This is a genomic window from Bacillus sp. FSL W8-0770 (genome assembly GCF_038008705.1).
Classification (GTDB): Bacteria; Bacillota; Bacilli; order Bacillales; family Bacillaceae_G; genus Bacillus_A; species Bacillus_A cereus.
The window spans coordinates 2,915,064-2,938,682 of sequence record NZ_JBBOZR010000001.1; the positions used below are offsets into that span (position 1 = coordinate 2,915,064).

Here is a 23,619-nt window from a genome sequence, read left to right on the forward strand (position 1 = left end):
TCCAAACTTAGCAACAGAACTATTACCTATTACTGAACTCTTGATAGATTCCATGCTATAGTATCAGTCCCATTCTCTCCATTACCATATTTCATATAATCGATTAAATATCCTACCTTTAACTTGTTACCATTAGATAGTATGTTCCATTGCTTATGGTGTCCAGTGAAATTCTTTGGATATGCATGATTAAATTTAAAAGTACTTGCGTTCTGTTTTTGATCTAAATGGATATAACTATCTTGAAGTTTTAAATATGCATAATCTGAATAAATAGGATTTTGAAATTTAATTAATACCTCTTCATCCTTTTTAATTGGTTTTCCAGGTTTAGGTTGACCTACTCTTTCAATAATTACATTCACTTTTTCATCACTAGATTTTTCAGACCAAAGATACTCCCATTTATTCCCGGCATGATGACTTCCCCAATAAGCTGTATTTCCATATGAGGCCACAGTATAAGGAACTCCTTCTGTAACAAATTCACCTGAATTATCTACTACATAATCTTCAAATTCTTTATTAGCTTTAATTTCAGTATCAATCTTTTGTATAGGCGTTAAATTGTGTGCGTCATTGATTTCAAATGTAACTTTTCTGTGCGCAGCAATTTCAGATTTAATAGGGTGTATATTTTCTCTAGACTCATATGTAAATCCATTCTCACGTTTAACTAGTGTTACTGTTTGTGATGGAGCATTCCATTTCTTGTTATACGTAGTAGGAATCTCTTTACTCACTCCAAATAAACCCGGTAAAACTGTTGCCCTAATCTTTTGCGTCACAGAATCATAACTACCTTCTACTAATGTTGGTTGCTGTAGTTTTGCAAAAGCACCGTGTACAGAATCTTTATGTAAATAACCGCCATCTCCCTGTCCCGCTTTTAAATCGTTTAATGCATCAGTTCCATTATTAGCTGAAACCACTGATACGTTATTAGTACTTTTAGCCTTGTTTACAATATGATTCACTTTTTTCGTATCTATATTTACATGTTGAAAAACTTCGTTATAGGATAAAACTGGCTTATCAGCAAGGGATTTGTCTTTAGGAGTATATATCCTAAACTTTGGTATATTTCCTATATCTGTTTCTAATTGTTCAGTAGCTGCATTCACTCTAGACTCATATCTCCCTGAATCCCCCAAATGCATAATTTCTTCACCTTTTTCAATAGATAAATCCATTGTACTTGTAGGTAAAACTTCAATCGAAAGAAGTTCCCCTTGTTCAACAGCTTTTAATTCATCCAAAGATAAGACAATATTTGCATCTGCTTGTCCTTCTAAACTGTCAATTACTACTTCTGTTTTATTCCGTCCACCTTTTTCTGTACTTAAATAGTTTGCTTTATAACGATCTTGTGTTGCCTTTACAGTATTAATAATTTTGTTTCCTAAACGAATATTAAAATGTGGCGAAACATTTTCAGCGGATGCTGTTCCTACATTCTTATATTCCAAATGTACCCGTAATTTTGCTGCGTTCGCTGTATCCACAGTTGTTGCCGTAGACCAATCAAAATTATTTGTATAACTCTCCGTTTCCGTAGTTGTTTTTGAATATCCATATCCCACATTTGCTGAAACACTTCCGGAAGGAACAGGGCCGGCTGCTGAGCCTTCTACACCACCTGAACCACTTAAACCTACATTAAATGAATGTTGTGTAGATACACTTTTTTCCCACCCTCTGCTAACTGATCCGCCATTATTATCCGTAATGGTTGCAATAGGAATTACCTCAATTCGTTTGACACCAATTTGCAAATTCGGTATGTTGGCAACTATCGGATTGAAATTAGTATCAGAATCGTTGTTATAATTCTCAACCTCATACATATCAGTAAAAGGATCACCATCCGTATTTGCATTCATAGGATTCGATATAAATTTTGGTTTCCCTTTATCCTTCTCAGGATCCCATGCTTTCGCTTCATTTTTTCCAGTTTGTGAATTGAATTCAATTTTATAACCATTAATCTCTAAGTCGTTAGAAATACCATCTTTGTCCCAATCATTGTTTGCCATTTCAATGTTTTGTGTAATGAGCGAACCTATCTCCCCATCAGATCCGAGCGTGAAATTCTTATCTTCTTTTTTTGCATTTGCATTTTCTTTAAATATTTCAACTGTACCTCCTGGATTCGGTTGTTTTACATCTGCTAAAGCAGGAGATACTAGAGTCAGTGCCATCGATACACTACCTAATACACTAATTGCTGGCTTCAATTGTTTCATTGTTATTTTTCCTCCTTGGTTTCTAGGTCAATTAGAACACCTACTAGTAAGATTAATTTCATCATATATAACAAATCTTTCTTTTCTCTCTCATAACTGTTAAAAAAGTCTCTCGTAAATATTACAAAACACTTACAGAGTTCTTAAAAGCTACAAAATCCATATATGAAACATCAAAAAGCCGTAATATGAAGAATCCATTACAATATATGCAAAAAAGCAGCTAGCCAAAGCTAACTGCTCACAAATTTATAAAATTTCAGTAAAAGAGTGTATTAATTTTGAAGTGTACAAATAGGGAGAGTGACTTCAACTGTAGTTCCCTTATTCACTTCACTCTCAATAAATACCTTTCCCTGATGTGTTTCAATGATTTTATAACAGATCATTAACCCTAAGCCAATCCCCTCTTCTTTAATACTATAAAAAGGTTCTCCGAGGTATGGTATACGTTCTTTTGGAATCCCACACCCTTGATCGATAAAACGAATACTTAATTGATTATTATCAAGTATATTTAATTGAATGAGAATTTCTCCTCCCATCGGCATAGATTCAATTGCATTTTTTAATATATTAACAAATACTTGCTTTAATTGATTTCCTTCACATGAAATCAATGGAATACCAGGGTTAAGATCAATTCTAATTTTTATATTATTCATCATTGCTTGAGGTTGTAGTAGCATTAAAACTTGATCCATTAGCACACTAATATCATTAGGTTTTATTTTTACCACCTGTGGTTTGGCTACCGCCATAAATTCAGTTGTAATACTCTCTATACGCTCAATCTCTGATGATACTATATTTATATAACTTTGATTATTTTCATTTTCCGTTGATTTTAGTAATTGCATGAACCCTTTCATTGCAGTTAATGGATTATTAATCTCATGAGCCATTACAGTCGCTAATTGTCCTACAACAGCAAGTTTTTCAGATTTTCGTAATAATTCTTCTGTTTTTAGCCGTTCAGTGATATCACGAGAAATACTTAGGAAAACTTTTTTACCATTTAAGTTAAAAACACGAACACTAAACTCAGTTGTTATTACTTTTCCTGTTGGAAAAACATATTCATCTTGCAAAGTGAAGGAAGTTTGTCCCTTTTTAATTTTTTCTAATAACCTTACGATTATTTGAGAATCTTGTGGTACTACATTTGAAAATGATAATGAGAGCAACTCTTCTCTACTATATCCAAATCTTCTACACCCAACAGGGTTTACCTCAATAAATCGACTTGGAGCATTATCTTCATTCAGCTCTACTACATATACCGCATCAGTTGCTTGTTCAATTAGTGCACGGTACTTCATTTCACTATCTCTTAATTGCTGGTGTAATCGATGTCGTTCTCTTTCTGCTTGTTTTCTTTCAGAGATGTCTCTACATATTGCTGATAAAGCTATCACATTTCCTCTTACATCTAGTATAGGAGAAACTGTCAGACTGACATCAAGAAGACTCCCATCGCTCCTTTGTCTAACAGTTTCTAATCTAGTAACCACAGATTCACCTGTTAGAATTTTCTGAATATTTTTAATCGATTCTTCCATTAAAAAATCTGGTACACAAGGTAATCTCTTACCTATGATTTCTTGTGATGACCACCCAAATATCTTTTCATAAGCTTTATTCGCTTGTAAAATATGCCCTTCTCGATCAGAAATGGTAATAGCATCTAGATTGTGCTTTATAAATGATTCCAATAATTCTTTGGTAGCGCTTAATTCTGATTCTACCTTTTTCCTTTCGGTTATATCAACTGTAGAACCAACAACTTCAATAACTTGTCCATTTCGTTTAATCGGCCTAAGCGCAATAAGAATAATAGTTTTATCATTTGGCCAAGGTAATTCAAATATAATTTCTTTTCCTTCCCATGCCTGAAGATAGTACTTCATCAATTGTGGAACTAAATGTGGAGGAACAATAGAAGCATCAATAGTACGTAAGCTTTTTCCTACCACCTGTTCAGAATAAAATCCGTTTTGATAATAAAACTGTCCATCACATAAAGTGTGTATAAAGTGCTTACCCACTTTTTTAAATTTAAAAATTCCTCCTTGAAGCTCATGTACGGTATCTGCAAGTTCTTGCTTCGATTTTTTTAATTCTCGATTCATTTTAGATAAGTCCTGTGTTAAATAATACAATCTCTGGTAGGCTTCCATAAGAAATAGCCCAATTAAAAGTCCTAACGCTATATATAATAAGCCTCCTGTGTAAAGTAATGTAGTATTAAATAATACGCCAACTAACCACTTTATTCCAATAAAAACAGAAAAATATAACGATGCACTTTTAAAAGGATGTAGTTTTTTAAAATAAGTTTTAAAGGTAGAAAATAGAATCCCCATACCTAAATAAGCAATCACAGGAGGTTCCCAGTACCCTCCTGTGTAAAAGATACGCATTACAATTATGCTAATTAACGTAATCCAACCAGCAATACGACCAAAGTAAATAAAAGATAGAATAAGAGGAACAACTCGAAGATCGTAGGAAAATCCCATGTATGGAAAAGAAAAGAACATTAACGTAACTGCAATAATCCCTCCATAGAGCTTTTCAAAATATCGACTAGAATTAATTGTAAACACTTGAATAAATATTGCTGCGCTAACTAATAAAGAAAAAATAGAAAGGTTGATGAAATAATCTTTAATAATCATGTAATGTCCCTCCTTGCATTAAGTGTATTCGACAAAAAAGCTAAAAATCCTACAAATTGTATAAACAGTTCAAATGCATAAATTTTAAACTAGGATAAAATCTAGAAAAGTAAATAAGGGGCACAGCAGATGAGATATTTTAATGAAAAATAGTTCAAAAAAGATAATAGTAACCGTTGACTACTATTATCTTTTTTCTTTAATTTATCGTAATATGTCTGAAACTCTAAGGGACGTGGTATGTCATTTCATCAAACAATGATTATATGCTGAGTGATGAATATAGAAATTTCAGCAGTAATTTTTGAAAAATAACATAAAAAACAAAACTATCTTTAAAAATGGAAAAAAACTATATAAATGTCAACTAATCTATGTACAAAAACGTTTACTTAATTTTGCATAAAATCACTCAACTTAGGAAGCTAAGTAGTTCTTCAAGGTCGATAAGAACACCTGTAGATGCTTCAGGATAACTACATAATTGTATGAGTAATGTACTTGAAACCTTTCGGTAAAACCATACACATAAGACAACTAACTCCTTGGTTCAATATTTACTTTTTCGCTGAACAAATTCTTTTTCTTGAGCAAATTATTCTAGGATATAAGGAGATATATGCCATTGCAATTTTTCAATTAACTTGGTGTCTAGTTTATTCTCCAGCTCCAATTACTTCGTTACTTTCAGATTCAGTTCATTATATTTTGGACTTTGTCTTTATACACAACATATTCTTTACCATCCACTACTGCTACTACCGCAAATTCATCATTTGGATTGAATGAAAGCCAATCAGCCCACATGTTAGTATTAGCCCCTCCACTCCACATATTATGAACAGTGTTTTTAGTTAAATTCATAATTTTATAAGACGCATTTGGCGCATTTGTTCCAGTCTTTATTTCAAAAGTGTATGCGTTATGAATTTTTTTATAAAAGTAGAAAACGTTTGATGGACGAAGCTGATTCAAAAAATCCTGTTCTTTTTTCTCTGCAATTTTTATCCCTTCTTGCAAAGTGACAACATCTGTTTTTAATGTTTTCCAACTGTTTTTCGCTGCATTCAAGCTAGGGGTTAAGAATTTATATTTATTTTGATCAGCTTTTTGATCAGCTTTATCAATATGTCCCAGTACACCCGAATATTGAGAATCTAAATCCTCCCATTGCGTAGACATATAAGTAAGAGCAGTGATAGCACTATCAAGCATACTATGCATATCACTAATATTATGAAATGCAACTCCAACTACACGATTCAATGTTATTTTATAATCTACAGTCTGACGCAATTTTGCTAATTCAGGTTCTAGCCAACCTAACTTACCTCTTGCATCACCTATCATTATGCCACCAGCAATCAAGGTTGGAATAAAGGGGATTTTCACCATGTCTAAGCCCTTAGATTCTATGTCTTTCTGATATTTTACTTGTCCTAAAAGGTCCTCTAGACGCTTTTGGTCAGCCTCCACATCAGCACCTTGGTTTTTTAAAATCGATTGCAATGTCTCTTTATGACTTCCAAATGTTCTAACATCTTCTCCAATAGCATTTTTTAATTGAATTAATTCTTCTTTTAATGCTTTTGCAGACTTTTGATTTTGTTGAATTCCTCCCTGTAAATCTGTAATCCCTTTTTTTAAAGTATCTCCATTTCCAGTATTGATCCCCTCTACTAATGTTTCATAATAATTTTCAAATTTTGTATCGTATTCTATAATGCCTGTCAATGTATCTAAAAGCTGTTTTTTTACTTGTGTATTCCATGTAACAGCATGTGCTCTTGCATTCTTTTGATCTTGTACAATTTTACTAGGTAAATCTGCATTTCCATTAATAGTTATTCCTTCAAAACTCACATCTGGATTATTAATTAGCAAATAAGAATATTCATTCATAGCTTTTGCAAATAAACCAGCATCTTGCAAAGCTTTTTTCATCTGTTCTTCATTTGCTGAAAGAGACATATTTTCAGTGTTCGTTTGTTCAATTTCAATTGCAAAAGTTTCTAGTGGTATGACTGCATAAGTAGTTGTTATAGTTAAAAACGCTGATACAGCGAGTAGTTTATGAGGGATTTTTTTCATCATTTCGTATTCCTCCTATATAAGGTATGGTTTCAAGTTCTAATCTTATTAAAAAGCGATGTCTTTCAAAATGAGTTCTACATCTTTTATCAGTATCGTTTGAACTTTCTTTAGCAGCCTTCAAATCATTAAGTATTAAAGAAAATGTATATAATCTGCTTCAAATTAACCGATTCTGTTGCAAATTTAAAAAAAGCAATTAAACTACAAGGTTATTTTTTATTCGAATCATACTTATATATAATTGAAAGGCGAAGTCTTTAATGAGACTCCGCCTTTCTGTTATATAAGGATTTATTAATTATTACTTTTCTGTTTAACAGTGTAATCATAGACTTTCTATGTTTTAGTTCACTTTACAACAGAATTAATATTTCCCTATTTTTGTGGAGTAACAGTTTCCACTTTTAATTCCTTTATTCCTTCTTTTAATGTAACAGCATCTGTTCGTAATGTTTTCCAACTGTCTTTCGCTGCATTTAAATTAGGTTTTAAGAATTTAAATTTATTTTGATCGGCTTTTTGAGCTGCATTCTCAATATGCCCTAGAACGCCCGAATATTGAGAATCTAAATCATGCCACTGCGTGGACATATAAGTAAGAGCGTTAATAGCATCATCAAGCGCCTTGTGCATTTCATTAATATTACTGTAAGCAACTCCAACTACACGATTTAAGGTTACTTTATAATCCACGGTCTGACGTAATTCTGCTAATAAAGGCTCTAACTTACCTAAATTATCCCTTGCTACTCCCACTATGATACCGCCAATTATTGGTAGACCCAAAATAGCACCCTTCATTACATTAAACCCATCAGATTCTAATTGTTTATAATAGTTTACTGATCCTAATACTTCTTCTAGACGCTTTTGATCGGCATCAACATCTGCACCTTGATTTTTTAAAATTGACTGCAAGAGCTCTTTATTACTTCCAAATGCTCTAACATCGTGTCCAATAGAGTCTCTTAATTTAGTTAATTCTTCTATTAGTTGTTGTGCATACTTTTGATTTTGTTGAATTTCACCTCGTAAATCTGTAATCCCTTCTTTTAAAGTTTCTCCATCCCCTGTATTAATCGCCTCTATCATTGTTTCATAATAATTATCAAATGTTGTATCGTATTCAACAATACCATTCAGTGTATCTAAAAGCTGTTTTTTTACTTTCGTATCCCAAGTAACGGCATGTGCCCTTGCATTCTTTTGATCTTGTACGATTCTACCAGGTAAATCTACATATCCATTAATGGTAATTCCCTCAAAATTCACATCAGGATTCTTAATTAACATATAAGAATAGGCATTCATAGATTTTGCAAATAATCCAGCCTTTTGCAAGGTCTCTTTCATTCTCGCTTCATTTGCAGAAAGAGCCGTATCTCCATTATTCGTTTGTTCAATTTCACTTGCAAAAGTTGTTACTGGTGAAACTACATTAGCAGTTGTAATAGTTAATAGCGTCGATACAGCGAGTAATTTGTAAGGGATTTTTTTTATCATTTCATTTTCCTCCAATTTAGGTTTTAAATTTCAGTTCTACTCCTGTTTAAAAGCAATATCTTTTGAAATGAATTCTGCATCTTTATGAATATCATTCCAACTTTCTTTAGCGGCTTTTAAATCATCTGGTATTAAAGAGAATTTGTGGTCTTGCATAGAATCGATATTATCCAATAAATCTGTATAATTTGCGCCCATTGTATTCCATTGCTTTTGAATATTTGTTAGAGACAATATCGCTTGATCTACAGTCTGGTATAAATATGCCAATGTTTCTTTCGCGTTAGTAAGCGAAAGAACTGCTTGATTAGCACGATCTGCTTTCATACTTAATTCTCCGATTTTGTTAGAAATTTCATTATAGGAGTCCATATGCTTAGATGCTGTGACACCAGCCGCAGTTCCTAGACCGATACCAGCTGCGCCAAGAGCCGAGAGTCCACCAACAACAGCCGGTGTTGCTGTACCGCCAGTTACAACAATAACTACCGCTCCTCCAATAGCTGCAATAACTAAAATAGCTGCTCCCAATCCACCACCAATTGACCATGCTAATACATCATCAAAATGTTTTTTCTGAGTAGAACGAAGTTGCTCAATTTCAGCTTGAAGTTGTGGAATCGTTGCCTGTTGACCTGCTAATATTGCAGTTAATCCACCTTTCCCATCTGGACCACCAACATTATTTTTAAAATCTGTAGAATTTTGATATAGTTTCCCTTTGAAGTCTTGTAGCATCTTAATCACATCTGTAACTTCTTTTGAATTTGTATTGATTGTAGTAATTAAATCATTTATACCCTCTTTTAGACCTGCCTTATCTTTCTTTTGTACAGTTTCTACTAATGTGTCGTAATAATTTTGAAATTGTTCATCGTAATTTACAATATTACGAGCAGTTTTTTGAATCTGTGGCTTCGCTGTATCTAACCAGTAATTCGCATTGATTCGTGACAGCTCTTGATTAAGGTGAATATTTTTGAGCAACTCTCCCCCCTCTGAGCCTAAATCGATATTAGATAAATTTACATTTGGTTGCTTAATCATTGTTTTTGCGTATAAATCCATTACTAGAATATGAGACCCTGTTTCAGCTAATGCTTTCTTCAGTCCTTCGGGGCCCAATGCATAATTGCCTACTTTTTGTTCTTGAGCGGTCGTTTCTTGTGCAAATGCATGAATAGTGTTACCGGTAGTAGCAGTTATAACAGTTGCTAATGTAGCTAAAGTTAGTACTTTGAATGGAAATTTTTTCATGACTATTCTCCTTCTTTCGCTAAATGCTTATAATCTTTATGAATTCCCAAAAAACGCAATATCAAAATTTATATACTTGTTCTTCAAGGTAACTTATTACATTTTTTAATTGTCTTAATGTATCTTTTTGAGACTGCTCGTTAGTTGTATCAACATTAGTAGATAATTTTGTAATGCTATTTTTTATTAGATTTAAATCTTCTTTATAGCGCTTTAGTAGGTCAAGTTCTACATCTACTTGATTTGCAAACGTATGCAAATCATTTTGTGTAAGAAGAAGCATTGATTTTTGTAAATCAGCTATTGATAATTTCGTTGTTAAATCATATATTTTTTGATTTTGTTTCTCTAAATCATCTAAATATGCTCGCTGTTCTGCTGTTAATTTATTTACTTCAGCAAAAACGCCAAATGTTTTCTTAATCTTTTCGGTATCAATGACCTTCATCAGGTCATACTCTTGTGTTTTTGCTGCGGCTGCGGCTGCTATTTCACCTTGTTTGCTTTTCTCAATTGCTTCACGAGCTGCTTTTTTTGCTGCTTCAATCTCTAGAGCAGTTTTACCTTGTTCTGTCGCTTCTTGCGCCGCTTTTTTCTCCGCTTCTAAAATAGAGTTGTTAATTTCTTTTCCTTTGTTATACGCTGCCACCCCTGCTTGAGCAGCCGGTTCAATAATTTCTTTTGAAAGACTATAAACTTCTTTGAATATAGCAAATCCCTGTTCATTTAAAGCCCCTGGTATTAATGCAATTTGCTGTAAATCATTTTGAATTGCTTTTTTGGTATTTAATATTTCATTTTTTAACTGATCTATTTTTCCTGTTCCATCTGTACTTAGTATGCCTTGCGCAGTTGCCACATCAGTATCAAAATCTTTTAATTTTTTATCAAGCTGTAATTTAAGATCTGTTAATTCATTGATTTGTCGTTGCGCATTTTCTTGATTCGTCATAGCCATTTCTTGAAGTACTTCAAGTCTATCCGAAAACCCTTCTCTATCTTCTTTATTGTCTACAAACGATTTTAATGTCGGGTAATAACTATTAAATTTTGTTACAAATCCTTTACTTTTTGAATTTAATAGAATTAACTGTGGATAGAGTTCCGATGACCATTCCTTCATATCTTGTTTGATTAGGAATTGATTGGTATTTAAAGCTGGGACTTCCTCTAGCTGTACATTAGGACTCATTAAAGATTGATCAATATACGTTTGGACTAATTTAGAATGCGCACCTAATTTTCGTAATGATGAAGAAATATCCATGTTTTCTTGTTGAGTTTCTGCTTGAACGATTGGTGTTGCGAGAGTATTGATAGGAATAGTTGCTCCAGTTACAATGGATGTTATTAAAAATCCTGTCATTATTTTAGTTTTCATTCCGTACACTCCTTTACCATTGTTTTTATAACTTAATTCATATAACTTGTACGACCGCTCTCTTTGTAAACTGGATAAGAAGGAGAAATCTTTCAGATACGTTAATATCGTTGTTTTTTACTTCTAATAGGATATAAGGATTTTATTTATCTCTCATTTCGATACTCTATTTTTTAAAATATAAATAACAAAAATTTATTAACTATATTTGAATCAGGCACCTTATGAGTAGTAAATTATTAATTCTTTCCTAAAGTTGCGGTTTAACTTACAGAATCGTGAGGATCAATAAACCAATGCTTACAGTTAATCTTGTCATAACATTGTTTAATTTCAATTTGATAATATCCCTCTTAGTTTTGTCAGCAAACTCCTTACTAGACAACAAAAGATGAAATTATACTGTACATTGCTTATACTTTTATTGCGGAATAACTTCACTTTTGTTATGCAGAAACTTAGAACACGTTTATTACCAATTTGATTCTTGACCTCTTGTGAATAAATTGACTATTTAGAAAATTATTAAAGACATAATGTTACTTACAACTTCACTATAATTCCTATTAGCGTAACCTTCTCCTTTCTGTCTGGTCATACCAGTTATGTTGTTCATTAAAACATTAAATTTTTAATGCGTAAATAGAAAGATTTTGTCGATTAAGCTCGATAATTCACTGTTAAATAAAAATATGTCCCGGAAAAAATTATATAAATATAGTTATTCGTAAATTTCATTTCTGTAATTGGAATGATTACAAATTAATGTGTATACGGTTAAAAATAACTATTTTAGCTCAACCAAGAAATTTTATTTTAGAAAAAATACTTATAGAATAATATAATAGGTCTTTTTATACTTTTTTACCTTTATTTAGTTATGTATAATTGCATAAAATGTAGATATATTTAGTAATATATGTTATATTATTGATTTTTCACAAAAAATCCTAATATCATTATTAATAAATATCCAGTATAAAGATATTAGTCTATAAACTTATCTTCGTTATAAACATAGGTTTTAAATTACAAAAAAGCTGCAAAGCTTCCTTGGAACACTCTTTGCAGCCTTCTGTCTTTTTATTTCCTTTAGCAAAATAACGGTTAGTGTATTTTTTCAAATTAACAATATGGTACAAAGATTTCCATTGAGCTTTTGCTCACATATGTGTTTATAAAGTCTTCAAGAGCTATTTGTTTGAGCTGACATCAGACTAGTTTATCTGATTCAGAACTATACCGATAAAGTGCAACTTTAATCAGTGGGGGTTTTGTTCATCCCCACTGATTATTAGCCCACACCAATCGGGCTTTTACGGGCAGCCCGCCCCCCACCTAACTTCTTTGCTTTCGCTGAATTTTTAGATGGAGGTCTTACTGCCCGGCAAATAGCGGGATAAATTCAGCACATGATTGTTATTAAAAAAATAGATATACTTTGTTTCTCCATTATTTTTCTAACTCCTAAAAATTGAAACTGTTCCGCTAACAAGATAATATCTGGTTAATCTCATACGTCTATTTGAATACAAGTTCTTTTTCTAGACAAATCACAAACTCTTTCTAGCGTAATAAGTCCAGTATTTTCATCTTTTGGGGTACTTACACCCATGTTTAAGTCTTTACATTGGAGACAGCAAATAACAAGCTTATATTATTGTATATTTTTCACGGTACTGCCTAGGAGTCATGCTAGTGATTTTTTTGAAAACTCTTATAAAATAACTTTGGTCATTAAAGTTAAGCCAAGCACAGATATCTGATAACGAATAAGTAGTGAGGGTTAATAATTTCTTTGCTTCTTCCACTCGTTCCCTTTGAATATATTCGCTTAAAGTAATTCCCATTTCTTTTTTAAATAGTTTAGACAGATAAGTAGGCGTAATTTCTAAATGATTAGCAAGTTCATTCAGAGATATTCCATCGTAAACATTTTTATTAATATGTTTTATACATGTAGTAACCGCGTAAGAATACTTTTTTGCATTGTATTCTTTCACACGATCTGCAAAGGTACGTAAAGCGTCCCCTGACAATCGCTTTACAGATTCTACACTATCTAATTGTTCCAGGGTTTGTATATATAAAATACTATGAGCAAAAGCAATATCTGGTGGCAGATTTCCTTCTATTGCATATCGAGTGGCTAAGGTAATCGCAATAATTCCAAGGTTTTTTTGATTCCTGAGCGGATCCTCTATTAGCATAAGTTCAACATCTTCTTGTGAAACCGCATACATATACTGTATTAACTTTTTTTTATTTCCTTCTTTGATAGTCGAAAAGAAATCATTTACTAATGCCATATTGTGTGTTTTAGGTTTGTTTTGTCGGCGTTTTAAAATATATAAATCAGGTTTCACAATTTTATTAGGAACTTCCTCTAGTACTTTATTTTTTTCCAAGACAATATCTACATCTAACTTTTCATTGAAAATCATGTAATGTAATAAAATTCCCATATCAATTAATGTAGTTTTTTTAATCTCAGATAAACACTGATAATAGGCAAGTCTTTCTTGAATGTTATCATTTGATTTAAATTCTTTCTGAAATTTTATGATCATATCATCTGAATCTTTTGAATGTATAGTAGGACCGATTATAATAGTCCCTTTAATATCATCATGATTTTCTATATGAATTAGAACAAAATTTTCAAGATAGTTATTGCTTCGAAAAAGTGGCAAGTTAAAGGGATCGTTTTCTTGATAAATATCACTAAGATGTTCTTCTTTTGAAGAATAAAAAGGACTACAAACATTATCAGATGTAGAATGATATAAAATTTTTCTGTCTGTAGACAAAATATGCACAGGGGCATTAAATGCTTTATGTGCAAGATCACACAAGTGTTGTATATCGATGGAAGTATTCATTACATTCTCCTTTATAGATCCATAAAATATATTCTGTTATATATAATTCACGACAAATAATACTATAAAATATCAAATTAGTACAATTCACAACAAAATATTACTATATCTTTTTTATAAAAATCATATATTATTTAATTGTAGTTAGCATCTAAATATCAGAGTAGATAAGTAAAGGAAATACACTAAGTTCTTTTCTTAATTCTACAAGATATATTATTGAACTTGAGAAAACAGTGAAGTACTACAAAATACAGTGGTAGTCAATGCGAGGACCAAGCTGGAAAAAGATTTAAAATAAAGCGAAAGTAAAAAGAGGTACTGTACCACCGCAAGAAACAACAGTCAAAGTTCCAATTCAATCATTTATACAAATTGAATTCAAAAAATAAATACTGCTAATTTAAATGTGAAACTGAAAAACTATTTTGCTCCAAATTTTAGAAAAAAATAATAAAGAAGTTGTGAAATTGGAAACAGATGAAAGCGATACGGCTATTTTTGAAGCACTATGCTTTGAAAAGTACAAGGTGGAGGAAATTCAAGTACTCAATTAAACATTTAATTGAGAGAAAGGTCTTTTCATCAACTAAAAACAAAAAACGAATGGAATATTCAAAAAAATGACACTATATTACTGGTCGTAACAATAGTTTTACTTTCCACAAAAGAGGAAAAAATATATAGACTTTACAAATACTAAGAATAGCAAACTAGATAGTTTTATTACCGCATCACATAAAGTGAAACTTTAATCAGTGGGGGTTTTGTTCATCCCCACTGATTATTAGCCCTCACCAATCGGGCTTTTACGGGCAGTAAGACCTCCACCTCAAAATTCAGCGGAAACAAAGAAGTTAGGTGGAGGTCTTACTGCCCGGCAAATAGCGGGATAAACTTATTATTAATTTCCAAATACAATAGTTTTTAATCAACAAAAAAACTTCAATAATTAAGGTGCACAGTAAATTGACCTCAAAACAGTAATTACTACAATATCAGTTTTTACTTATTCTATAAAAAAGAAATATCACTTAATAATTATTACTTTATATCAATTTAGACATAAAACATTTTATTATATCGGCTTAAGTATTATGAAATTAAAATTGCAAATAACACCAAAACTCTTTTAAAGGCTCATACATCGTTCGTATCGGGTTTATTATCTTTTGATACCTATATCATTAACACAACTAAAAAAGTTTGTTATAAAGGAATCTGAGAGGTTTTTTCAATTTCGAAATTTATTTTTTTGTAAATTAAAGGAAAAATAATCCATATATATATACGGATTATTTTCTTAGTGTACTCTGTATTGACCTGTTAACTGTTTTTCAGCCATTCGAACTAAGCGTTTTGTAATCTCTCCACCGATCCGAACCATTTGCAGATGATGTGATGTATCAGGTCCCAGTGTGACTCCTAGTTCAAAAGCAATTTCATACTTCATTTGCTCAATAGTACTTGTAGTAGCAGAAATAAGAATTTCATTTGTATTACTTTCTCATCTTTGAATATTTATAAATAACATGTACCTAATTATGCTATTTATGCATGAGCAACCTAATTTATTCCAGTATTTTTATAGAAACCCTTTCCCTCCCCTTATTCCACCAATTAAATTTGAAACACAAATGTACATTGCATTTCAATATAACAATAAAAGCTACAAAAGCAACGAATTTACTATTTTAAAGTTAAGTGTTTAACCTTGAAGTACTTAAATTCTTTTTTCCAGATAAAGCATACATTATATCTTGATGTTTTATTGTCCTCTTATAATTATGTGGTATCGGGAATTTATTTCGGTGTTCTTTTATTATAATTAAAGTTTGAAGTTCTATGTTCAATACTTTTGCGAGGACATGATAGTTATATCCATTGTTTAACAGAGAAATTATGTCATAAAACATAGTTTTTCCACCCACTAATTTTACTAATTTATTCTTTAACTCATCCCCTTTTTCTTTAGCTTCATCAATTTCTAACAACATAGATTTTTTATTTGTCTGCTTAATGTATTGAGTATACAACTCTGGGAATTCTTTTTGTACTTCTTTGTTTAATACTGGTTTATATTTAATCATATAAGTAACTTGTAACAATGAGCGTTTTAACAAACTATCTTCAACGAGATACGCTACTTTATTAAATAAATGGACATATTCCTCAATATTGGAATAACTATTAAAATGAGCTAATACTCTACTTTTTATACTAAAAGCCTTGCCTACATAAATAATATTGTCATTATAATCTTTAATGAAATAAATACCACTGTCAGATTTTTTCAATTTATTATCTAATTCTTCTATACTCATAAAATGCAATTCACTCATACTTCTCTCTCCTTAGCAGTTTTAAATCGTAAAAAACAAGCAAGGTTTCTAAAAAAGTACTTAGCTGCCCTAGCATCTCTTATTTTATCTCTTGCTAAATGGTAAAAAACTGTTTCTATGTTCCTCAACTATCAATATGATTATTAATAAAATTTTCTATCGTTATTATCTCGCAATTTTATCATGTAATTTCGAGATCGTTTCCTCATTTAAATTACTGTGTTTTATCTAATAAAGGAAATATATTACTACCCCAATAGTAATCCAAATACTAAAGTACACCCATGTCCTTAACGGTAAATTTAGCATTAAAAACAAACAGCATACAATTGCAACGCATGGTAATACAGGTACAAAAGGTACCATAAATCCACGTTTTAAATTTGGGTGTGATTTACGTAGAATAATAACTGATAGACAAACTAACGCAAACGTCACCAAACTACCGATATTAACTAAATTAACTAATTCTTTCAAATCAATAAACCCAGCTATTATAGAGCTCCCTATTCCTGCCAATCCAGTTATAAAAGTGGGTGCTCCAGTTTTCTTATTAACTTTCGCAAATGATTTTGGTAACAATCCATCACGACTCATTGCAAAGAATACTCGTGTTGCCGCATACATATTGGAAAAAATAACAGCCATAAGGCCAATTACAGCACCTGCAGCAATTGCACCAGCGACTTTTCCTTGTCCTACAACTTCCATTACATAAGCCATCGCCTCAGGAACATTTAATTCTTTATAGGAAACCATTCCTGTCATAACAAGGCATACCATAACATAAATAATTGTACATATGATTAATGATGCAATAATACCGATCGGAAGATTACGTTTCGGATCTTTTACTTCTTCTGCTGAAGTTGCTAATATATCAAAACCCGTAAAAGCGAATAAAATAGCTGCTCCACCCGTAAAAACTCCACTTAAACCGTATGGTGCAATTGGTATCCAGTTCATTGGTTTTACATAGAATATACCAACCGTAATAAACAACAAAATCATTCCAATTTTAATCAATACCATTGTATTATTGATTCGTTTACTTTCCCTCGTACCACGAGATAACATCCATGCTAATATCAATGTAATGATTACTGCTGGTAGATTCACAATACCACCATGCGAAGGAATCGTTACTAGAGCTTTAGGTATCTCTAATCCAAATCCCTTTATTAAATTGTGGAAATAGCCTGTCCATCCAGCAGCGACAGCCGCTGTTGCCACGATATATATTAATAGCAATGACCAACCTACTAGATGAGCAACAAACTCACCAATTGTTGCATATGAGTATGTATATACACTACCAGACGCCGGGAGTGTAGAAGCAATTTCCGCGTAACATAATGCTATAAATCCACATATAATTGCTGCAAGTATAAATGAAAAAACAACTGCTGGGCCAGCATTTCTTGCTGCTACTAATCCAGTTAACACAAGAACGCCCGTTCCAACTATCGAGCCTACCCCTAACATAATTAAATCAAATGCTCCTAATGTTTTCGTTAAAGTCTTGCTTTGATTATGCTCTAACAATTGTGTAACGGATTTCTTTTTTAGTAAATTACTCATATTTTCTGTATCCCCTTTAAAATAAGGTTTATTCTTCTCGTTAGTGTTGTATATAAATTTACTTAGTTATTAACTAGCCTCATAATATTTCTTTTACATTAAATAGATTTAAAATATTATATAAATTCGCTTCTCACTTACTAGTTAAACTAGACATTTCCATAGATTTTTGCGTACAACGTTTCATAGCTGAAATGATAGCTGTTCTTAAACCTTTTTCTTCTAGCGTTACTACAGCCTCTATCGTCGTTCCACCTGGAGAACAAACCATATCCTTCAATTCACCTGGATGTATTCCTGTTTCCAATACCATTTTTGCAGAACCTAATACAGCCTGAGCCGCAAATTTATAAGCTTGTTTTCTCGGCATACCGCCAAGTACAGCAGCATCTGCCATGGCTTCTATAAACATATACACATATGCTGGAGAAGAACCACTAATAGATGTAACAACATCCATTAGTTTTTCATTTATGACCTCCGTCTGGCCGAAAATATTAAATATGTTCAGTACCTCTTTTATATCTTTTTCTGTAACCATTTCATTAAAACATAACGCAGACATTCCTTCTCCAACAAGTGCCGGTGTATTAGGCATTACTCTAACAACTTTTAACTTTCTACCAAATTCATTCTCAGTGCTCTTAATACTTTTTCCTGCAGCAATAGTTACAACGATTACATCATTTTTTATTTGATCTTTTATTTGGTTAATTACCGATGAGTATAAATCTGGTTTGATTGATAAAATTAAAATGTCAGCGCTGTTAGCGACTTCATTGTTGTTAGTAGTTATAGTTATGCCATATTCATTACTAGCATTTTTTAAATTAATGACATTTAAATCTGAACAAATTATTTGATCTGGAGAAACTATATTTTTTTTAATCATCCCACCTATCATAGCAATACCCATGTTTCCACATCCGATGAATCCTATTTGTTTATTCATAATAATTTGCTCTTACTCCTTCTACTCTAAATTTTATTGATTTTGAAATTATTATTCTAAATAAGGGCTATTACAATTACTTGGTTTATCAATAGAATTTCAAAATTCTCCTTCCTATATAGAGCTTACATATACCTCTAATAACTTCTTTGCTTTCGCTGAATTTTGAGGTGTGGGTCTTACTGCCCGGCAAATAGCGGGATAAAATCATTTCTTTAATCTATAATGAGAAGGACATAAAAAAACAAAAAGTTACAAAAATTTTCAAATTAAAACTTTTATAACTTTTTGTTTTGATGTAAATATAATTTCAATTAATGTATCTCACCGTTTTAAACTTGACGCTCCATAATCTTGTATAGTTACATTTATATGATATTTAATCGGTACTTTACTAAATGTTTGATCCCAATCTTTTTTGACTTTCTCCCATGTTCTCGGGTGTTTAATTCTTAATTGGTTGCCAAAACCCGCAATATCGACTTGGTATTCTTTTTGTATTTTTTTTGTAACATGATGTACTAAGTGCTTTACTTCTTTTTCAATAGCTTTTTCTTCCCTTTTTAAAAATTCATTTTCAAAATCTTTTCCTGATTGCATCCAATTTTCAGACAAACGCCCTTCTGATTCAATGTTTACATCAAAGGAAATATTATTTCCGTTAACATGTGGTATGATTTTGCTTTTTATTGATTTTATCTCGTATATAATAAGTTTCTTTGATTCTTTATCAAAAGTTTTTACCACACCACCATTCCTTTTTCCGTTTATCCATACTACTCCTTCCAATTCCTGTTCATTTAAAAAGCCCATCAACTTTTTTGTCTTCCCTTTAATTACAGCAGCTCCTGCAAATTTTGTTTCCCCTTTTATCGAGATTACATTTTGCAAAAGAAAACTGGACCCTGACCGCATCTTTCCTTCCAATTTAGCGAGCGATACAGGAGGTAAAATCCTTGTTGTTCTATTTCTATTATCTGCAATTCCAGACAAACGAAATGCTGGGATTTCTCCTTTTTTGTTTGATTCCAGTACCTCCTTCGCTAGACCCTTGCTAATTAAGAGCATACAGCTAAGCCGAACTTCATTGTCACGGAGATACTGTTCAAGTAATTGTTCTAAACTGAATGTACGTACAAGACTATCACTAATAACAATGTTTTTTAAATGTGGGCTGAACATTGTGCTCTCTCTTTTCAATGAAAACTCACGAACAATTTGATGAATGGAATCACCGGTCTCAGAAACATTTATATAACGTTTTTGTTGTCCATTTCCTTTACTTTGTGCTTGCGAACTAACAATTTGATAAGTAGCTGTTATAAGATTTCTTTTAGGATAACCTCCTTCCTCATCCTCTTTCTCAATTGTTGAATCCTTCCCTTTATCTAGTGCTATACCTGCAGTTAAACTCAACTCTTCTACTTCTTTACTGCTCCAACATCCTGTTAAAAATAGAAGCAAAAGCGTCCATAACAAAGCCAAATAGAACCGCATATAATTAAATTTATTTTTCACACTACTCCTCCTTTTAATCGCGTAATAATAAGAAGAAGCAGTGGCAGTAAACCAAATAAAAATAAAGCAGCATTACCGAGCATATCCCCCAATTTAAGCAAGTCATTTATATTTTTCGAAGTCATAGCAATGATGTAAATGATTGGAATCAAAGCAAAAATAAACGGATGAATTCTCTTTTTAAAGAGTTGTGCTAATCCTAATGCAGCTGCATAATAACTAATCGTATAGGTAGCAAATATTTGCATAATCCATATTACAAGCAATAAAGATTCAAAACGTTCAAATATCAATCCAGAAATTTCAAAACTGCGCATAAGATCAATTGTCGGCCATGTTCTTGTTACAACCCCATCAATTGATAATGCACCAATGACCATTACAACAGTTATTACATAAAAGATTAACGGAATAGAAATTCCAACTAAAATAGCTTTTACTGCTTTATTTCGTTGTTCCATAAATACCAAAAGAATTAACATAATTTCAGGACCTGTATATGCGAGAGACGTTGTTTTTATCCCATCTAACACTGGTTTAATCCCCAAACCCAATACGGGACGGAGATTATCTATCTCAAATATTCCGATACTCATAAAGGAAATGAGTAAAAAAATAAAAAAAGTAATAGGAAATATTATTTCAAACATCCGTGCAATTGAATTAATACCACTCATAATCAAATAGAGACCTATCCACATAAAAGGCATAACAATAGCCCATGTGGGGGTTCCTTCGAGCAAAAAAAAGCTTATTACTTCTGCCATTGAACGAATTTGAAATGCTGAAGTTGTAAGAAAATACCCTATAATAAGAAAACTAAGCAACCTGCCTATCCATTTCCCTACAATATCTTGACTGTATTGGTAAAATGTTTTTTCTGGAAACTGCTGACTTAATTTGACCATAATTACTCCTGAAACCATTGCCAGTATTCCACCTAATATCACACTTAGCCATACATCTGGTGTTTTCACTTTTTCCACAGATGCTCTGGGCAGAGTGAGAATTCCTGTCCCAAGTATGTAATTTACAATAATAACAACTGCTTGTGAAGTTGTTATTCGGTCTTTAGGTTTCGTAATCACTGAAGGCCACTTCCTTTCGTCATCAGCTACCTTTTTCGGATATTTTTTTTGGTATGCATTATTTTTGGTCTACGTCTCATTATTTTTAATGGCATGCGAACTATAAAATCTTTCCAGTCACTGAATCGATATGGAACAGCAGGGCTGGTATAAGGAACGCCAAAACTTTTCAATTTCACTAAATGACTGCAAAGTAAAAGAAAGAAGAGAATAACTCCATACAAGCCAAATATCGCAGCACAAAACATAGCTATAAAACGAAGAATGCGTAACGTAATTCCCACACTATATTGAGGAATAGTAAAAGAAGAAATAGCTGTTACCGCAACAACGATAACCATTATTGGACTAACAATTCCTGCTTCTACGGCAGCCTGACCAATTATTAAACCACCCACAATTCCCATTGCAGGCCCAATCGGTTTAGGCAGACGTAAACCTGCTTCTCGCAAAACTTCGATAGCTACTTCCATAATTAACGCTTCTATTAAAGCGGGAAAAGGAACTCCTTCTCGCGATCCGATAATAGAAATAGCGAGCTTAGTGGGAATTAATCCTGGATGAAATGAAATAAAAGAAATATACAGTGCTGGAGCAAATAATGAAACAAAAGCTGTCATGAAGCGTAATAAACGGAGAAGCGTACCAGGAAGCCACCTTTCATAATAATCTTCTGGTGATTGCAGCAGCATACTAAATGTAACTGGAGCAATTAAAACAAATGGTGTTCCATCTAACAAAATAGCTACTCGACCTTCCATTAAAGCACTAATAACACGATCAGGTCGTTCTGTATTTTGAATCTGCGGAAAAGGACTGAGATAATTATCTTCAATAAGTTGCTCTATATAACCAGATTCGAGTACACTGTCTATGTCAATTTTCTGAATTCTATTTTTTATTTCATCCACCAATTCTGTACTAGCAAGATCTTTAATAAATGCGACAACTAACTCTTTCTTTGCACGTTCTCCTACTGGTAGCTTTACTAATGATAAGTTCTCATCCGCACAGTGTCGTCGCAAAAGTGAGGTATTATCACTTAATACTTCAGTAAAACCGACCCGTGGCCCTCTGACTAATGCCTCCGATACTGGTTCTTCAATATTTCGTTTATTTGCTTTTGTTGTACCAAGAATAAACACATCTGCTAAACCATCAATTAAAAGAGCTGTTGAACCTATCAATACTTTGGGTATTAAATCTTTTATGTAATGGACTTCTGCTACTTCACTAATTGTAAGAACTTTATTTTTAATATATTCTTTTGAAACAGTCCCCTCCACATAAGAAGATTCATTTTTATATTCATCAGAAAAATCATCCATTAGTAATTTCATAATATGTTTGTCAATTATCTCTTTATCTGATAGACCATCAACAAAAACGATCCCAGCTTGAATATCTGTGCGTCCAATATTAAACTTCCGAAAGCGAACATCAGAATTATGTCCGATTTGTTGCTTTATAAGTTCTAAGTTAGAGGCAAAATCATTTGTGAAATGAACGTTTGCATTTTGAGATGGTTTATGCTCTTGTTTCGTTTTACTTTGAATATTATTTTTTTTCACTTGTTTGTCTCTTGACTTCCACCAACTCATTCTTCCCACTCTTTCTCTGACATACGAACCCAATGAAAAAATCTTGAGATAGTATACGGAATTAAAAACAAGATAAAAGCTTGTACAAAGACTTTCCAATCTGGAAGATAAGAAGTAATTATGTTCCACATTTTTATCACCCAATTTATATACTCTGCTAGGATTGAGATTTCTAAAAAACGATATGTACTTAATAAAAAATAACGATAAGATTAAAGAGCAGAAAAGCGAGACATTATGCTTATTTAGCACCAATAACCTAGTTAGTATAAAAACATTTCTGACCTAAAATACCATTTCCAATTATAATTTGTTAAATATTATCTCCTTTTCCCTTATTTATATGCCTGCATTTGAATTTCAAATAATATAAGTATTAATGATATTTCCTCTTAAAGAAAAAAAGATGCTAGAAGATAGCATCTTTTTTTTAAATTCAACTTACTATGTAGTTATATTTTATTTTGGAAATACTCGTTTTTAAATGAATATT

The 23,619-nt window shown here is 32.1% G+C and carries 14 protein-coding genes and 1 pseudogene; 1 reads left to right on the forward strand and 14 read right to left on the reverse strand.

The window, feature by feature from the left end; genetic code table 11:
• Positions 1-29: 29 nt before the first annotated feature.
• The 7 genes from NST27_RS15055 to NST27_RS15085 all read right to left on the reverse strand — a co-directional run bounded on the left by NST27_RS15055 (position 30) and on the right by NST27_RS15085 (position 14,044).
• Positions 30-2,246 (reverse strand): binary toxin-like calcium binding domain-containing protein, encoded by a 2,217-nt coding sequence (locus tag NST27_RS15055; RefSeq protein WP_000811551.1) that lies wholly within the window; start codon positions 2,244-2,246, stop codon positions 30-32.
• Between the two features lie 275 nt (positions 2,247-2,521).
• The gene (locus tag NST27_RS15060; protein ID WP_000584297.1) at positions 2,522-4,927 is read right to left on the reverse strand and encodes a PAS domain S-box protein; all 2,406 of its coding nucleotides are present in this window, start codon (positions 4,925-4,927) and stop codon (positions 2,522-2,524) included.
• A gap of 693 nt (positions 4,928-5,620) precedes the next feature.
• Positions 5,621-7,021, reverse strand: a complete 1,401-nt coding sequence (gene hblB / locus NST27_RS15065) for a hemolysin BL regulatory component HblB (protein WP_000976144.1) — start codon at positions 7,019-7,021, stop codon at positions 5,621-5,623.
• Between the two features lie 375 nt (positions 7,022-7,396).
• Positions 7,397-8,524 carry a hemolysin BL binding component B gene (gene hblA / locus NST27_RS15070; protein WP_000591969.1) on the reverse strand — a complete coding sequence of 376 codons (1,128 nt, stop codon included), beginning with the start codon at positions 8,522-8,524 and terminating at the stop codon, positions 7,397-7,399.
• 36 nt (positions 8,525-8,560) lie between these two features.
• Positions 8,561-9,781, reverse strand: coding sequence for a hemolytic enterotoxin HBL lytic component L1 (hblD, locus tag NST27_RS15075; protein ID WP_000714435.1), 1,221 nt, complete (start codon positions 9,779-9,781; stop codon positions 8,561-8,563).
• A gap of 61 nt (positions 9,782-9,842) precedes the next feature.
• Positions 9,843-11,162: a hemolytic enterotoxin HBL lytic component L2 gene (gene hblC / locus NST27_RS15080; RefSeq protein ID WP_000850225.1), complete on the reverse strand. Its 1,320-nt coding sequence runs from the start codon at positions 11,160-11,162 to the stop codon at positions 9,843-9,845.
• 1,652 nt (positions 11,163-12,814) lie between these two features.
• The gene (locus NST27_RS15085) at positions 12,815-14,044 is read right to left on the reverse strand and encodes a helix-turn-helix domain-containing protein (protein ID WP_001097930.1); all 1,230 of its coding nucleotides are present in this window, start codon (positions 14,042-14,044) and stop codon (positions 12,815-12,817) included.
• Between the two features lie 428 nt (positions 14,045-14,472).
• Here NST27_RS15085 and NST27_RS15090 point away from each other — a divergent pair, with 428 nt between their 5' ends.
• Positions 14,473-14,601, forward strand: a complete 129-nt coding sequence (locus NST27_RS15090) for a hypothetical protein (protein WP_001986326.1) — start codon at positions 14,473-14,475, stop codon at positions 14,599-14,601.
• A gap of 746 nt (positions 14,602-15,347) precedes the next feature.
• Here the strand turns inward: NST27_RS15090 and NST27_RS15095 are convergent.
• The 7 genes and pseudogenes from NST27_RS15095 to NST27_RS15125 all read right to left on the reverse strand — a co-directional run bounded on the left by NST27_RS15095 (position 15,348) and on the right by NST27_RS15125 (position 23,126).
• Complete coding sequence (locus NST27_RS15095) at positions 15,348-15,533, reverse strand: alpha/beta-type small acid-soluble spore protein (protein WP_130813691.1); 186 nt, start codon at positions 15,531-15,533, stop codon at positions 15,348-15,350.
• A 211-nt stretch (positions 15,534-15,744) separates the two neighbouring features.
• Positions 15,745-16,386 (reverse strand): nucleotide excision repair endonuclease, encoded by a 642-nt coding sequence (locus tag NST27_RS15100; protein WP_001292166.1) that lies wholly within the window; start codon positions 16,384-16,386, stop codon positions 15,745-15,747.
• Between the two features lie 165 nt (positions 16,387-16,551).
• A pseudogene (locus tag NST27_RS15105) lies at positions 16,552-17,967 on the reverse strand (amino acid permease).
• Positions 17,968-18,100: 133 nt separating this feature from the next.
• Positions 18,101-18,919 (reverse strand): pyrroline-5-carboxylate reductase, encoded by an 819-nt coding sequence (proC, locus tag NST27_RS15110; RefSeq protein ID WP_001041290.1) that lies wholly within the window; start codon positions 18,917-18,919, stop codon positions 18,101-18,103.
• Positions 18,920-19,243: 324 nt separating this feature from the next.
• A complete protein-coding gene (locus NST27_RS15115) occupies positions 19,244-20,437 on the reverse strand; it encodes a Ger(x)C family spore germination protein (RefSeq protein WP_000790799.1) in 1,194 nt (397 codons plus the stop codon).
• A complete protein-coding gene (locus NST27_RS15120) occupies positions 20,434-21,525 on the reverse strand; it encodes a spore germination protein (RefSeq protein ID WP_000628985.1) in 1,092 nt (363 codons plus the stop codon). The genes NST27_RS15115 and NST27_RS15120 overlap by 4 nt, the downstream gene beginning before the upstream one ends.
• Before the next feature lie 26 nt (positions 21,526-21,551).
• Positions 21,552-23,126, reverse strand: coding sequence for a spore germination protein (locus tag NST27_RS15125; RefSeq protein ID WP_000119227.1), 1,575 nt, complete (start codon positions 23,124-23,126; stop codon positions 21,552-21,554).
• Between the last annotated feature and the right edge of the window lie 493 nt (positions 23,127-23,619).